Below are 13,794 nucleotides of genomic sequence, written 5' to 3'. Positions count from 1 at the left end.
GGACATCATGTCCGGTTCACCCCAACTGCCCCGTGTCCGACCCCCGTTCACGGCAGTCCGGATAACGGAACACCCCAGCCTGCATCACGTTTAGGCATCCTTTCGCTGTCAAGTCTGGCAACAGATCGCGCCCAGGTTGAAGACTCCCGCAGCAAGGGGGCTTCGCCTCTGTGTACGACGGACTGAACCACGCCGCCACAGCGGCAAGTGCGGGCCGGTCACCGCCGGTTGAGAGGGGTCCCTGCCACGATGACGGCACCATTGCACGACACGAGCGCGGAAGCGGAACCGAGCGCACCGGTCGAGCCTGCCAAGGGAGACGGAGAGCGCAAGGTCGAGGGCCGGTCGCTCAAGCAGATCGCCTGGAACCGGCTGAAGCGCGACAAGGTCGCTCTCGGCGGTGGCATCGTTGTCGTCCTCCTGGTCCTGGTCGCGGTCTTCGCGCCGCTCATCGTCAGCCTGCTCGGCCACCCGCCGAACCAGTTCCACCAGGACAAGCTCGACCCGCTGACGAACCTGCCGCAGGGCTCGCTCGGGGGCGTCAGCAGCGACTTCCTCTTCGGCCTCGAACCGAACAAGGGGCGCGACGTCTTCAGCCGCATCGTCTACGGCGCCCGGATCTCGCTGCTCGTGGCGTTCCTCGCGGCGATCGTCGCCGTGGTGCTCGGCACGCTGTTCGGCATCGTCGCCGGCTTCTTCGGCGGCTGGATCGACGCGGTGATCAGCCGCGTGATGGACGTGCTGCTCTCCTTCCCGCAGCTGCTCTTCATCATCTCCCTGGTCTCGGTGCTCCCCGACGATCTGCTCGGTCTGACCGGCAGCGGGGTGCGCATCGCCGTGCTCATCCTCGTCATCGGGTTCTTCGGCTGGCCGTACATCGGCCGCATCGTCCGCGGGCAGACGCTGTCCCTGCGGGAGCGTGAATACGTCGAGGCGGCACGGTCGTTGGGCGGTGGCCCGCGGCACATCCTGTTCCGTGAACTGCTGCCGAACCTGGTCGCGCCGATCGTCGTCTACATGACGCTGATGATCCCGACCAACATCCTCACGGAGGCGGCGCTCAGCTTCCTCGGTGCGGGTGTCCGGCCGCCCACGGCCTCCTGGGGCGGCATGCTCCGCGACGCCCTGGAGACGTACGAGCACGACCCGATGTTCATGGTCTTCCCGGGTGTCACGATCTTCATCACCGTTCTCGCGTTCAACCTCTTCGGCGACGGGCTGCGCGACGCCCTCGACCCGAAGGGCACCCGGTAACGCCGTACAAGTCCAACCGGCTTTCACCGAACTGCCCCTGCAGCACCGTCAGGTGGCTTGACTCCATGGTTCTCCGGCAGGTGTCCGGGACCGCGATCTCGGAGGTTACGAGAAAATGCCCACAGGTTCCTCGAAACGACGGCTTGCCGCCGGCGCCGCCCTCGTGGTCGCGGCTCTGGTGTCGACCACGGCGTGCGGCGGTGGCAGCGACGACGACTCCAAGGACTCGTCGAAGGGCGCCGGTTACGACGCCGCGTACAACAAGATCGCCAACCCTTCGAAGAAGAAGGGAGGCACGCTGCGCATGGTCGGCAAGCAGGACCTGGACTCCGCCGACCCGCAGCGCGCCTACTACGGCATGTCGTGGGACTTCATGCGGTTCTACACGCGCCAACTGGTGACCTACGCGCCCAAGCCGGGTGCGGCGTCCAACGAGCTGGTCGGTGACCTGGCCAAGTCCAAGGCCGACATCTCCGACGACGGCAAGACGTACACGTACCACCTGCGTGACGGGGTCACCTGGGAGGACGGCTCGCCGATCACCTCCAAGGACGTCAAGTACGGCATCGAGCGCATCTGGGCGACGGACACCATCACCGGTGGCCCGCAGTACCTGAAGCAGAACCTGGACCCCAAGGGCGAGTACAAGGGCCCGTACAAGGACAAGTCCAAGGACAAGCTGGGTCTGAAGTCGATCGAGACGCCGGACGACCAGACCATCGTCTTCAAGCTGCCGAAGCCGAACGGTGACTTCGAGCAGTTCCTCGCCATGCCGTCCGGCTCGCCGGTCAAGCAGGAGAAGGACACGAAGGCCAAGTACACCGCGCACCCGTTCTCCGCCGGCCCGTACAAGTTCCAGTCGTACAAGGCCAACAAGAAGATCGTCCTGGTGCGCAACGACAAGTGGAAGAAGGCCTCGGACCCGATCCGTGCCGCGCTTCCCAACAAGGTCGACGTGACGATCTCCGCCAACCTGGAGGAGAACGACAAGCGCCTGATGGAAGGCGATTACGACGTCGACATGAACGGCACGGGCATGACCCAGTCGGGTCGCGTCTCCGCCGTCCAGGACCACAAGGACAGCGTCGACAACATGCGGACGTCCTTCGTCCGCTACGTCGCCCTGGTGCACAAGGCCAAGCCGTTCGACAACGTCCACTGCCGCAAGGCCGTGTTCTACGCGACCGACTTCGCGGGCCTGCAGCAGACCCGCGGCGGCAAGCTGGCCGGCGGCGACATCGCCAACTCCACCCTGCCGAAGTCCATCAAGGGCCACAGCGACTACGACCCGTACGGCGTCCTCGCCCGCAAGGGCAAGCCGGACGCGGCCAAGGCCAAGTCCGAGCTGAAGGAGTGCGGCAAGCCGACCGGCTTCTCCACGAAGATCACCGCCCGTACCAACAACCCGGGCGAGGTCGACACCGCAGAGGCGCTGCAGGAGCAGCTCGCCAAGGTCGGCATCAAGGTCGAGGTGGACTCCTTCGACGGCGCCGAGTCGGCCTCGGTCACCGGTTCCCCGAAGGTCGTCAAGGCCCGCGGCTACGGCATGATCATGAGTGGTTGGGGCCCGGACTTCCCGTCCGGTCAGGGCTTCGGTCAGCCGCTGTGGGACAGCCGCTTCCTCGCGCAGACCGGTAACTACAACGAGTCCGAGATCAACGACCCGAAGATCGACGGCATGTTCGACAAGGCCATCGCCGAGACGGACCCGAACAAGGCCGGCGAGACCTACAAGGCGCTCGACAAGCGGATCCTCGACCAGGCCGACTGGATGCCGTTCATCTACGAGAACAACATCACGTGGCGTGGCCCGCGTCTGACCAACGCCATGATGGCCGACGCCTACAGCGGCCGCTACGACTACGCCTCCCTGGGCGTCGTCAAGTAACACCCCTGCCGGACGGCGGAGTTCATCCGCCGTCCGGTTTGCCCCAGCCGCCGAAACCCGCCAGTCCGAAGGGCAGGTGATGGCCCCGGGCTGCGGTCGTGGGCTCCCACAAGGAGCCCATGGTCGCGGCCGGGCCGCGCACAGTGCTTGCTTATCTCATCCGGCGCCTGTTCGCCGTTGTCATCATGGTGCTCGTCGTTCTCTTCGCGACCTTCACCATCTTCTTCATGCTGCCCAAATGGGCGGGTCAGGACATTGCCGTGCTCTTCGCCGGCAAGTCGTCCGGCGCCGAGCAGCTCGCGGGGATCCGGATCAAGCTGGGGCTCAACGACCCTCTGCTCGTTCAGTTCTGGGACTTCGTCAAGGGCATCCCGCTGGGGCGCGACTACGCCAATGGCAGCGACGTGACCCACTGCGCGGCGCCCTGCTTCGGGTACTCCTTCCGTACGGAGGAACCCGTCTGGACCACCCTGAAGGACGCGCTCCCCGTCACCGGCGCGCTCGCGCTCGGTGCCTGCGTGCTGTGGCTCATCGGCGGCGTCGCCACCGGTGTCGTCTCCGCCCTCAAGCGCGGCTCGTTCTGGGACCGCGCCGCCATGACCACCGCCCTCGCCGGCGTCTCCCTGCCGGTCTTCTTCACCGGCATGGTCGCGATGGGGATCTTCGTGCACAGCCTCGGCTGGGTGCACATCGCCGACTCGCTCTCCACCGACGACTCGATCGGTACGTGGATCGAGACGCTGATCCTGCCGTGGATCGTGCTCGCCTTCCTCAACGCCGCGATGTACGCCCGGCTCACCCGCGCCACCATGCTGGAGATCCTCGGCGAGGACTACATCCGCACCGCGCGTGCCAAGGGCCTCGGCGAGGGGCCCGTCATCACGCGGCACGCGCTGCGCTCCGCGATGACGCCGATCCTCACCGTCTTCGGGCTCGACCTCGGCGTGCTGATGGGCGGCGCCGTGCTCACCGAGTCCACGTTCAACCTGCCGGGTCTCGGCCTCGCGGCGGTCCAGGCCATCAGCAACAAGGACCTGCCCGTGATCCTCGGCGTGACGCTCATCGCGGCCCTCGCGATCGCCGTCGCCAACCTCGTCGTGGACCTCTTGTACGCCGTCATCGACCCGCGAGTGAGGCTGGGATGACCGAACTGAACAAGACCGGAGCGGCGGTCGGCGAACCCGTCACCGCCTCCGGCGCCCCCAGCTCCTTCCTCGAGGTCCGCGACCTCAAGGTGCACTTCCCGACCGACGACGGCGTGGTCAAGTCCGTCGACGGGCTCTCCTTCACGCTGGAGAAGGGCCGCACCCTCGGCATCGTCGGCGAGTCGGGATCCGGCAAGTCCGTCACCTCGCTCGGCATCATGGGCCTGCACACCACCGGCCAGTACGGCCGGCGCAAGGCGCGGATCGAGGGCGAGATCTGGCTGGACGGCACCGAGCTGCTCTCCGGCGACCAGGGCACCGTGCGCAGGCTGCGCGGCCGCGACATGGCGATGATCTTCCAGGATCCGCTCTCCTCGCTGCACCCGTACTACACGATCGGCAAGCAGATCGTGGAGGCCTACCGGGTCCACCACAACGTCGACAAGAAGGTCGCGCGCAAGCGGGCCGTCGAGATGCTCGACCGGGTCGGGATTCCTCAGCCGGACAAGCGGGTCGACTCCTATCCGCACGAGTTCTCGGGCGGTATGCGCCAGCGCGCGATGATCGCGATGGCCCTCGTCAACAACCCCGAGCTGCTGATCGCCGACGAGCCGACCACCGCGCTCGACGTGACGGTGCAGGCGCAGATCCTCGACCTGATCCGCGATCTGCAGAAGGAGTTCGGCTCGGCCGTCATCATGATCACGCACGACCTCGGGGTCGTCGCGGAGATGGCGGACGAGCTCCTCGTGATGTACGGCGGCCGCTGCGTCGAGCGGGGCACGGCCGAGCAGGTCTTCAGCACGCCCCAACACCCGTACACCTGGGGCCTGCTGGGCTCGATGCCGCGCATCGACCGGGAGCAGACCGAGCGGCTCACCCCGGTCAAGGGCTCCCCGCCCAGCCTCATCAACCTGCCGAGCGGCTGCGCCTTCAACCCGCGCTGCCCGTACGCGGACGTACCCAAGGACAACATCACGCGCACCGAGCGCCCCGAACTGCGGGAGGTCGGCTCCGGACACTTCTCCGCCTGCCACATGTCGGGCGAGGAGCGCGAGCGGATCTGGAACGAAGAGATTGCGCCGAAGCTGTGACGGACGCCAAAGGACCTGAAGCCGAGATGACGCCCCCTACGATCCCCCAGCAGGCGACGACCTCTCCGGACGCGGCGGCCGGTGAGCCGCTGCTCAAGGTCGACGGCCTGGTCAAGCACTTCCCCATCCGCAAGGGACTGCTCAAGCGGCAGGTCGCCGCCGTGCAGGCGGTCGACGGGCTCTCCTTCGACGTCCGCGCCGGTGAGACGCTCGGCGTCGTGGGCGAGTCCGGCTGCGGCAAGTCGACCATGGGCCGCCTGATCACGCGGCTGCTCGAACCCACGGACGGGCGCGTCGAGTTCGAGGGTCAGGACATCACGCACCTGAGCACCGGCGGCATGCGCCCGCTGCGCCGCGACGTCCAGATGATCTTCCAGGACCCGTACTCGTCGCTGAACCCGCGCCACAACATCGGCGCGATCGTCGGCGCCCCGTTCCGGTTGCAGGGCGTCAAGCCCGAGGGCGGCGTGCGCAAGGCGGTGCAGGAGCTGCTCGAGAAGGTCGGCCTCAACCCCGAGCACTACAACCGCTACCCGCACGAGTTCTCCGGCGGGCAGCGGCAACGCATCGGTATCGCCCGGGCGTTGGCCCTGAAGCCGAAGCTGGTGGTGGCGGACGAGCCGGTGTCGGCGCTCGACGTCTCGATCCAGGCCCAGGTGGTGAACCTGCTGGACGACCTCCAGGACGAGCTCGGCCTCACGTACGTGATCATCGCGCACGACCTCTCGGTCATCCGGCACGTCTCCGACCGGATCGCGGTCATGTACCTCGGCAAGATCGTCGAGTTGGCGGACCGCGACGACCTGTACGCGACGCCGATGCACCCGTACACGAAGGCGCTGCTCTCGGCCGTCCCCGTACCGGACCCCAAGCGCCGCGGCGCCAAGAGCGAACGCATCCTGCTGCGCGGCGACGTCCCCTCGCCGATCGACCCGCCCACCGGCTGCCGCTTCCACACACGGTGCTGGAAGGCGACGGAGCTCTGCAAAACGACGGAGCCCCCGCTGATTCCGCTCGCCACGGCCCACCAGGTCGCGTGCCACCACCCGGAGAACGCGCCGGACCAGGCCCCGCAGGACACGAACCTCCTCCAGGTGGCGAAGGAGGCGATCGACGTGATCACGGTCCCGAAGACAGTGGACACGGAGCCTCCGGCAGGCAAATAGAGGCCCGGGCATTTCAAGCCCCTGCGGCGTTTGAGCAGCGGGGTCCGGGGCGGAGCCCCGTGACGTGGGCGAGCTTCCACCGGAACGGCGTGTACATGGCCCAAAAGGGTCATGTACACGCCCACCTTCGAGCGGCAGCATTTCGCTGTCCGTTACACCGGAACCCGCTCGAAGGGACGCCCCATGGCCCTCTCCCGTTCGGCACGTCTGGCCGCGCTCACCGTCGCGGCCGCCTCCTTCTGCCTGATAGCCGCCGCCCCCGCCCCCACCCCCGGCTCCGACGGCATCGGCGACCCGTACTTCCCGCAGCTCGGCAACGGCGGCTTCGACGCCGAGCACTACGCCCTCGATGTCGCGTACAACCCCGACACCGACCGCCTCGACGGCCGCACGACCCTCACCGCGCGCGCCACCCAGAACCTCTCCGCCTTCGACCTCGACCTGCAGAAGCTGACCGTCACCAAGGTCGAGGTGAACGGCAGACGCGCCGAGTTCACGCGCAGCGGGGACGAACTGCGCATCACGCCGAGCGCCTCGATCCACAAGGGCAAGTCCTTCACCGTGACCGTGACCTATGGCGGCGTGCCCGAACCCCTCAGCGGCCCCATCGTCTTCGGCTCCGACTACGGCTGGATGAAGACGGCGGACGGCGTCTTCGTCGCCTGCGAGCCGAACGCCGCCTCCACCTGGTTCCCGTCCAGCGACCACCCGTCCGACAAGGCCACGTACGACATCAAGATCAAGGCGCCGAAGGGCCTCACCGGCGTATCGAACGGCCGCCTCGTCGACACGTACGACACCGACAAGGGCAAGCAGACCGTCCACCACTGGCGCGAGTCCAAGCCCATGGCGACGTATCTCGCGACCGCCACCATCGGCAAGTTCGACGTGAAGACCGGCACGTCACCCGGCGGCACCCCCGTCTATGTGGCCATCGACCCGGTCCTCGCCAACAGCAACAACGTCGACGTGTACGCGGTGACCGCCGAGGCCACCGACTACTGGTCGCAGGTCTTCGGCCCGTACCCCTTCGAGGAGACGGGTGCGATCGTCGACGACATGCCGCAGGCCGGCTTCTCCCTGGAGACCCAGTCCAAGCCGATCTACTCGGCCGTCCGCTCCGAGTCGACGATCGTGCACGAGCTGGCCCACCAGTGGTTCGGCGACTCCGTCTCCGTTGAGCAGTGGAAGAACATCTGGCTCAACGAGGGCTTCGCCACGTACGCCCAGTGGCTGTGGACCGAGCACAAGGGCGGTGCGTCCGCACACGATTCGTTCCTCGCGGGCTACAACTCCCGCCCGGCGAACTCCAGCTTCTGGCAGGTGAAGGTCGGCGACCCGCAGCGCGACACGATGTTCGCCTCGGCCGTCTACCAGCGCGGCGCGATGACGCTCCAGATGCTGCGCGAGCGCATCGGCGACAAGGCGTTCTTCAAGCTGCTGCCGCAGTGGACCAAGCTGCACCGCTACGGCAACGCCCAGACCTCCGACTTCATCGCGCTGGCCGAACGGGTCTCGGGGCAGCAGCTCGACGACCTCTTCGACACCTGGCTGTTCACGACGGGCAAGCCGAGCCTGTAGGGACCCCGCGGGCGCGGCAGGTAAGAATGTCGCGTGCTCCAGGAACTGTTCAGTCCCTCCGTCCAGCATTGGCTCGACCTCATCGGGATCTTCGTCTTCGCGATCTCCGGTGCCCTGATGGCCGTCCGCAAGAACTGGGACGTCTTCGGGATCGCCGCGCTCGCTGAGGTCACCGCGCTGGGCGGAGGGGTCTTTCGTGACCTGGTGATCGGCGCCGTGCCCCCGGCCGCCTTCACCGACCTGGGCTATTTCGTCACGCCGCTGATCGCCGCCGCGCTCGTCTTCTTCCTGCACCCGGAGGTCGAGCGCACCCAGACGGCGGTGAACGTCTTCGACGCGGCGGGCCTCGGCCTGTTCTGCGTCACGGGCACGACGAAGGCGTACGACTACGGGCTCGGGCTCACCGCGTCCGCCGCGCTCGGCCTCGCCACCGCGGTCGGCGGCGGCGTGGTGCGCGACATCATCGCCAACGAGGTGCCGTCCCTCGTGCGCTGGGACCGCGATCTCTACGCGGTGCCCGCCATGGTCGGCGCCGGGATCGTCGTCCTGTGCATCCACCTCGACGCCCTGGACGGCTTCACCAGCGGCCTCGCGGTCCTCACCGCTTTTGTTCTGCGACTGCTCGCGATGCGCTACCACTGGCGGGCTCCGCGCGCGTGGAACCGCAGGTCGGCCGGGGTGGAAGTGACGGAGGAGACGCCGTAGCCGGGGACCGGTGGCCAATGAAAGCTACCGCTTAGTAATTTCCTGTTGTACGTTTCCGTGTATGGCAGACGCAGTATCCACGCAGAGTCGCCCGGCCGTCATCGGCGACAGCGAGTTCGACCGCGACACCGCCGTCACCCGGCGCGCGGGCGAACCCGGTGTCTACGACATCGACCTCTCCGCTGGCTGGACGATCATCAACGCCCTCAATGGCGGCTACCTCCTCGCCGTGCTCGGCCGCGCCCTCGCGGACGCCTTGCCGCACGACGACCCGTTCACGGTCTCGGCGCACTACCTGACCGCGTCCGCGCCCGGCCCCGCCGTGATCAGGACCGACGTGGCCCGCTCCGGCCGCACCCTCTCCACGGGGCAGGCCTCCCTCTTCCAGTTCGCGGAGGACGGCAGCGAGGTCGAGCGGATCCGGGTCATCGCCAGTTACGGCGACCTGGACACGCTCCCCGACGACGTACGCACGAGCGCCGAGCCGCCCGTCATGCCGCCCGCCGAGCAGTGCTTCGGCGCGGGCGACGCACCCGAGAGCGCGCCGCCCGTCCCCGGCAGCTCCGCGATCTCCGACCGGCTGCACCTGAAGCTCGACCCGGCCACGCTGGGCTGGGCGCTCGGCGCGCCGTCCGGCAAGGGCGAGATGCGTGCCTGGTTCGGCCTCGCCGACGGCCGCGACATGGACCCCCTGTCGCTGTTGCTCGCGGTGGACGCGCTGCCGCCGACCGCCTTCGAGATGGGTCTCAAGGGCTGGGTGCCGACGGTCGAGCTGACCGTCCACGTGCGCTGCCGCCCGGCGCCTGGTCCCGTCCGTGTGTCGATCACGACGCGGAACCTGGCCGGCGGCTTCCTGGAGGAGGACGCCGAGATCTGGGACGCGAAGGACCGCCTGGTGGCCCAGTCGCGCCAGCTCGCGCGCGTACGGCTCGGCTGAGCCCGGGTTTCTACGAACGCAGGAACTCGCCCAGTACGGCGGCGAGTTCCGCGGGCGCGTCCTCCTGGACGAGATGCCCGGCGCCTGCGATGATCCGCAGCTCGGCGCCGGGGATCAGCTTGGCCAGCTCGTGCGCCCGCGCGACCGGGATCCAGGTGTCCTCGGCGCCCCAGCAGACGAGCACGGGCAGGTCCAACTCCCCGTAGCGGCCCTGGATGTCGTCGGTGCCGTCATGCGGGGTGTTCTGCGCGATCTGCTGGTAGAAGGAGTCCTTGCCGGCCTCGGTCAGCCAGGGCGCGACCACGCGCGCGTGCGTGTCCGGGTGCAGTCCGGGGTGGCTGCCGGAGGCGATGTAGCGGTGCACGAGCGCCTCGTGGAGATCGGGCGGCAACTGCCGGAACACGTCGGCGTGTTCGCCGAGCAGCCGGTACGTGGGGGAGCCCCACGGCCGGAGGGCCACCGGGTCGACCAGGGCGAGGCGCGCGTACGCGGCGCCGTGCACCAGGTGTGCGCGCAGCGCGATGCAGCCGCCGAAGTCGTGGCCCACGACGGTCGGCAGGTGCTCAGCCCGGCCGTCCGTGAGGCCCCAGTGGTCGAGGAGTTCGGTCAGGACGCGGGCCTGGGCGTCGAGCGAGAGGTCCTGGCCCGGACCCGTCTCGGAGACTCCGTAGCCCGGCAGATCCCATACGTAGACCCTGTGTTGACGTGCGAGCGCGCGGGCCGGTGCCCGCCAGACGTACGACGAGAACGGCGTGCCGTGGACGAGGACGACGGGCGGCGCGTCGGCCGGCCCGAGTGACGTCCAGCGGATCTCGCCGGACGAGCTGGAGAAGCTTCGGTCGAGGTTCCAGTCGGCTGCTGTCATGACCGTAACGCTAGTTGCTCATGACACGTCGAGCCAGTGCTTTCGGCCGATACTCACGAGCCGCAGCTGTCGCTCGGCCCGGTCCGCCACCTGCTCGAAGCCCTCGTCACCCATGCTGAGCAGCAGCGATGCCGTCTCCAGCATGTGATCGACGTACAGGCCCGCCAGCATCTCCAGGTCCTCCTGGCTCCAGCCCGCCGCGTCGGGGTCGTGGCGCAGCGCCTCCCGCACCTCGTCGGCGAACTGCGCGAGCTGCTCACCGATCGCCTCCCGTACCCGCTGGACGCCGCCGTGCCGCTCGCGCGCGATGAAGCGGACGTGTGCGGGGTACGCGCGCACATGACGGACGATCAGCTCGATGGTGCGCGTGATGCGCTCGTCGCTGTCCCACGTCGCCGTCAGCGCGTCGCGGATCACCGTGTGCAGGCTGCCGAGCGCCTCCTCGACCAGGGCCACCCCGAGGTCGGCCGTGCTCTCGAAGTGCCGGTAGAACGCGGTCGGAGTCACGCCCACGGCGCGCGTCACCTCGCGCAGGCCGAGGCTGCTGAGGCTCTGGCCCTCCAGCAGCTCCAACGCGGCGTCCAGGAGCGCCTGTCGGGTCTTCTGCTTCCGCGCCTGACGGGTGCCGCATGTGTGACTCATGTCATCCAGTTAACAACTGTTCTCTGTAATGGGGAAGTCGAGCCGCGAGCTAGACTCCATAGTCAGTGAACAGTTGTAACCCAACTTTTCGAGAGGCTCCCATGCTGTTCCTCGTAGCGGCCCTCCTGCTGCTGGGCTTCGCGCTCGGCACCGTGGCCCACGCTCCACTGACCGTCACGCTCGTCGCGGCCGCCGTCATCGGCGTCTGGCTGGCCGTCTTCGCGGCCCGCGAGCGCCTCGCGCGCCGTCACGGCTGACACCGACACCGATCAACCGATCAAGGGGGTACAACCATGGAACTCACCGCGGAACCGCGCACCACAGAGCCGAAGACGCAGGCCGGCCCCGCCGGCCGACGTGACGCCGACGGCATGGCCGTCGCCTCGTTCGTCCTCGGCCTGGTCGGGCTGCTCGTCATGAACGTCTTCCTCGGACCCGTCTCGATCGTCCTCGCGTCCGTCGCCCTGTGGCGCGGCACCGAGCGGCGCGGCCGCGCCCTCCTCGGGCTCGGTCTCGGCGTCGCCGACCTCGTCGTGCTCGGCGCCCTGATCGCCGCCGACGGCACGATGTCCTGGAGCATGACGGGCTGACCGTCGGGTGCGCGCACGTGGGCTCGTAGAATCGAGCCCACCATGGCTTACCTCGACCACGCCGCGACCACTCCGATGCTCCCGGAGGCTGTCGAGGTGATGACCGCCCAGCTCGCCGTCACCGGCAACGCCTCCTCCCTGCACGCCGCGGGGCGCCGCGCCCGCCGCACCGTCGAGGAGTCCCGCGAGACCCTCGCCGAGTCGCTCGGCGCCCGCCCCAGCGAGGTCGTGTTCACCTCCGGCGGCACCGAGGCCGACAACCTCGCCGTCAAGGGCCTGTACTGGGCGCGCCGCGCGGCCGACCCGGCCCGCACCCGCGTCCTCGCCAGCCCCGTCGAACACCACGCCGTGCTCGACGCCGTGCACTGGCTCGCCGAGCACGAGGGCGCGACCGTGGAGTACCTGCCGGTCGACGCCTACGGCAGGGTGCACGCGCGGGCGCTACGGGAAGCGATCTCGCGCAATCCCGACGACGTCGCCCTCGCCACCGTCATGTGGGCCAACAACGAGATCGGCACGATCCAGCCGGTCCGTGAACTGGCCGACGTGGCAGGGGAGTTCGACATCCCGCTGCACGCCGACGCGGTGCAGGCCTACGGGCAGATCCCGGTCGACTTCGCCGCCTCCGGGCTCGCCGCGATGACCGTGTCGGGCCACAAGGTCGGCGGTCCCTACGGCATCGGCGCCCTCCTTCTCGGTCGTGAGTACACCCCGGTCCCCGTGCTGCACGGCGGCGGGCAGGAGCGGCACGTCCGCTCCGGCACGCTCGACGTCCCCGCGATCGCGGCCTTCGCCACGGCCGGCCGGATCGCGACCGAGCGGCGCGAGTGGTTCGCACGCGAGATCGGCGCGCTCCGGGACGCCCTGGTCACGGCGGTCCGGTCCGCCGCCCCCGAGGCGATCCTCGGCGGCGACCCGGAGCCCGGCGGCCGACTGCCCGCCAACGCCCACTTCACCTTCCCCGGCTGCGAGGGCGACTCGCTCCTCCTTCTCCTGGACGCGCAGGGCATCGAGTGCTCCACGGGCTCGGCCTGCACCGCGGGCGTGGCCCAGCCCAGCCACGTCCTGCTCGCGACCGGCACCGACCCGGACCTGGCACGCGGCACGCTCCGCTTCTCCCTCGGTCACACCACCACGAAGGCGGATGTGGAAGCGGTGGCGACGGCGATCGGACCGGTGGTGGAGCGGGCGAGGTCGGCGGGGCTGACGTAGGACGCCGTTACGCCTTGGTGGAACCGTCCCGCTCGTACGCCGCCTTCACCAGGCGTATGTACCGGTCCCAGTCCCAGTGCGGCCCCGGGTCGGTGTGGTCGGTGCCCGGCACCTCGACGTGCCCGATGATGTGCTCGCGATCGACCGGCATGTCGTAGCGCCTGCATATCCGGGCGGTGAGCCGCGCGGACGCCTCGTACATCTCGTCCGTGAAGTCCTCGGGCCGGTCCACGAAGCCCTCGTGCTCGATGCCGACACTGCGCTCGTTGAAGTCCTTGTTCCCCGCGTGGAACGCGACGTCCAACTCCCGGATCATCTGCGCGATGTGCCCGTCCTGCCGGACCACGTAGTGCGCGGCCGCCCCGTGCCACGGGTCCTTGAAGACCTTCAGGGTGCCCTGGTAGCTGCCCTGGGTGACATGGATGATGACCCGGTCGATGGTGTAGTCGGCGGGGCGGTCCGCCCGCCGCCAGTTCGCCGCCGCCGCGGCCACCCACTCCGCGCCCTTGAAGTCCACCGCGCCGGCCTCGCGCGGCTTGTCGACCCCCGGCATCTGCCACCACATGCGGGCGAGATCGCCGCGCGCGAGCAGCCCGACACCCACGGCCGAAGCGGCCCCGCCGATGATCAAGGTCCGTCGGCTGATCCCGCGATCACGGTCCCCGCCGCGGCCCTTCCCGGACCCGGCTCCCTGCTTCCCCATATGACGCCCCCG

General features: G+C 69.0%; 14 protein-coding genes. 11 read left to right on the top strand and 3 right to left on the bottom strand.

Translation table 11 applies throughout. The features are described 5' to 3' along the window. The first annotated feature begins 249 nt into the window (after window positions 1-249). The 8 genes from OKJ99_RS17395 (at window position 250) to OKJ99_RS17360 (ending at window position 9,770) form a co-directional block, all read left to right on the top strand. Entirely contained in the window at window positions 250-1,254 is a 1,005-nt protein-coding gene (locus OKJ99_RS17395) for an ABC transporter permease (RefSeq protein ID WP_326017272.1), read from the top strand. A gap of 115 nt (window positions 1,255-1,369) precedes the next feature. Then, window positions 1,370-3,142 (top strand): ABC transporter substrate-binding protein, encoded by a 1,773-nt coding sequence (locus OKJ99_RS17390; RefSeq protein ID WP_326017271.1) that lies wholly within the window; start codon window positions 1,370-1,372, stop codon window positions 3,140-3,142. Window positions 3,143-3,285: 143 nt separating this feature from the next. Then, window positions 3,286-4,287 (top strand): ABC transporter permease, encoded by a 1,002-nt coding sequence (locus tag OKJ99_RS17385; RefSeq protein ID WP_326017355.1) that lies wholly within the window; start codon window positions 3,286-3,288, stop codon window positions 4,285-4,287. After that, window positions 4,284-5,381: an ABC transporter ATP-binding protein gene (locus OKJ99_RS17380; protein ID WP_326017269.1), complete on the top strand. Its 1,098-nt coding sequence runs from the start codon at window positions 4,284-4,286 to the stop codon at window positions 5,379-5,381. Before OKJ99_RS17385 ends, OKJ99_RS17380 begins: the two co-directional genes overlap by 4 nt. 26 nt (window positions 5,382-5,407) lie before the next feature. Continuing rightward, window positions 5,408-6,547, top strand: coding sequence for an ABC transporter ATP-binding protein (locus tag OKJ99_RS17375; RefSeq protein WP_326017267.1), 1,140 nt, complete (start codon window positions 5,408-5,410; stop codon window positions 6,545-6,547). 183 nt (window positions 6,548-6,730) lie between these two features. Continuing rightward, window positions 6,731-8,128 (top strand): M1 family metallopeptidase, encoded by a 1,398-nt coding sequence (locus tag OKJ99_RS17370; RefSeq protein WP_326017265.1) that lies wholly within the window; start codon window positions 6,731-6,733, stop codon window positions 8,126-8,128. A 33-nt stretch (window positions 8,129-8,161) separates the two neighbouring features. Further along, window positions 8,162-8,833, top strand: coding sequence for a trimeric intracellular cation channel family protein (locus OKJ99_RS17365; protein ID WP_326017263.1), 672 nt, complete (start codon window positions 8,162-8,164; stop codon window positions 8,831-8,833). A 61-nt stretch (window positions 8,834-8,894) separates the two neighbouring features. Next, entirely contained in the window at window positions 8,895-9,770 is an 876-nt protein-coding gene (locus OKJ99_RS17360) for a thioesterase family protein (protein WP_326017261.1), read from the top strand. 10 nt (window positions 9,771-9,780) lie between these two features. Here the strand turns inward: OKJ99_RS17360 and OKJ99_RS17355 are convergent, their stop codons facing one another. Together OKJ99_RS17355 and OKJ99_RS17350 are read right to left on the bottom strand one after the other, a co-directional pair. Then, complete coding sequence (locus OKJ99_RS17355) at window positions 9,781-10,635, bottom strand: alpha/beta fold hydrolase (protein WP_326017259.1); 855 nt, start codon at window positions 10,633-10,635, stop codon at window positions 9,781-9,783. Between the two features lie 18 nt (window positions 10,636-10,653). Then, a complete protein-coding gene (locus OKJ99_RS17350) occupies window positions 10,654-11,277 on the bottom strand; it encodes a TetR family transcriptional regulator (RefSeq protein ID WP_326017257.1) in 624 nt (207 codons plus the stop codon). A gap of 101 nt (window positions 11,278-11,378) precedes the next feature. On the opposite strand from OKJ99_RS17350, the gene OKJ99_RS17345 reads away from it, so the two are divergent. Genes OKJ99_RS17345 through OKJ99_RS17335 form a run of 3 tightly spaced genes read left to right on the top strand, consistent with a single transcriptional unit; the run spans window position 11,379 to window position 13,079 of the window. After that, window positions 11,379-11,534, top strand: a complete 156-nt coding sequence (locus OKJ99_RS17345; RefSeq protein ID WP_326017255.1) for a hypothetical protein — start codon at window positions 11,379-11,381, stop codon at window positions 11,532-11,534. Window positions 11,535-11,570: 36 nt separating this feature from the next. Beyond that, window positions 11,571-11,867, top strand: a complete 297-nt coding sequence (locus OKJ99_RS17340; protein WP_326017253.1) for a hypothetical protein — start codon at window positions 11,571-11,573, stop codon at window positions 11,865-11,867. Between the two features lie 42 nt (window positions 11,868-11,909). After that, a complete protein-coding gene (locus tag OKJ99_RS17335; protein ID WP_326017251.1) occupies window positions 11,910-13,079 on the top strand; it encodes a cysteine desulfurase family protein in 1,170 nt (389 codons plus the stop codon). A gap of 7 nt (window positions 13,080-13,086) precedes the next feature. On the opposite strand, the gene OKJ99_RS17330 is transcribed toward OKJ99_RS17335, so the two are convergent. Then, window positions 13,087-13,782, bottom strand: coding sequence for an N-acetylmuramoyl-L-alanine amidase (locus OKJ99_RS17330; protein ID WP_326017249.1), 696 nt, complete (start codon window positions 13,780-13,782; stop codon window positions 13,087-13,089). Window positions 13,783-13,794: the final 12 nt, after the last annotated feature.

It is taken from the genome of Streptomyces endophyticus, assembly GCF_035798155.1.
In the GTDB taxonomy this organism is placed as follows: domain Bacteria; phylum Actinomycetota; class Actinomycetes; order Streptomycetales; family Streptomycetaceae; genus Streptomyces; species Streptomyces endophyticus.
This window is presented reverse-complemented; position numbering and strand designations above follow the sequence as displayed.

What these genes read in the sequence shown, in the direction of transcription:
- OKJ99_RS17395 (WP_326017272.1), top strand. Translation starts at nt 250, where the DNA reads ATGACGGCACCATTGCACGACACGAGCGCGGAAGCGGAACCGAGCGCA.
- OKJ99_RS17390 (WP_326017271.1), top strand. Translation starts at nt 1,370, where the DNA reads ATGCCCACAGGTTCCTCGAAACGACGGCTTGCCGCCGGCGCCGCCCTC.
- OKJ99_RS17380 (WP_326017269.1), top strand. Translation starts at nt 4,284, where the DNA reads ATGACCGAACTGAACAAGACCGGAGCGGCGGTCGGCGAACCCGTCACC.
- OKJ99_RS17375 (WP_326017267.1), top strand. Translation starts at nt 5,408, where the DNA reads ATGACGCCCCCTACGATCCCCCAGCAGGCGACGACCTCTCCGGACGCG.
- OKJ99_RS17370 (WP_326017265.1), top strand. Translation starts at nt 6,731, where the DNA reads ATGGCCCTCTCCCGTTCGGCACGTCTGGCCGCGCTCACCGTCGCGGCC.
- OKJ99_RS17360 (WP_326017261.1), top strand. Translation starts at nt 8,895, where the DNA reads ATGGCAGACGCAGTATCCACGCAGAGTCGCCCGGCCGTCATCGGCGAC.
- OKJ99_RS17355 (WP_326017259.1), bottom strand. Translation starts at nt 10,635, where the DNA reads ATGACAGCAGCCGACTGGAACCTCGACCGAAGCTTCTCCAGCTCGTCC.
- OKJ99_RS17350 (WP_326017257.1), bottom strand. Translation starts at nt 11,277, where the DNA reads ATGAGTCACACATGCGGCACCCGTCAGGCGCGGAAGCAGAAGACCCGA.
- OKJ99_RS17345 (WP_326017255.1), top strand. Translation starts at nt 11,379, where the DNA reads ATGCTGTTCCTCGTAGCGGCCCTCCTGCTGCTGGGCTTCGCGCTCGGC.
- OKJ99_RS17340 (WP_326017253.1), top strand. Translation starts at nt 11,571, where the DNA reads ATGGAACTCACCGCGGAACCGCGCACCACAGAGCCGAAGACGCAGGCC.
- OKJ99_RS17335 (WP_326017251.1), top strand. Translation starts at nt 11,910, where the DNA reads ATGGCTTACCTCGACCACGCCGCGACCACTCCGATGCTCCCGGAGGCT.
- OKJ99_RS17330 (WP_326017249.1), bottom strand. Translation starts at nt 13,782, where the DNA reads ATGGGGAAGCAGGGAGCCGGGTCCGGGAAGGGCCGCGGCGGGGACCGT.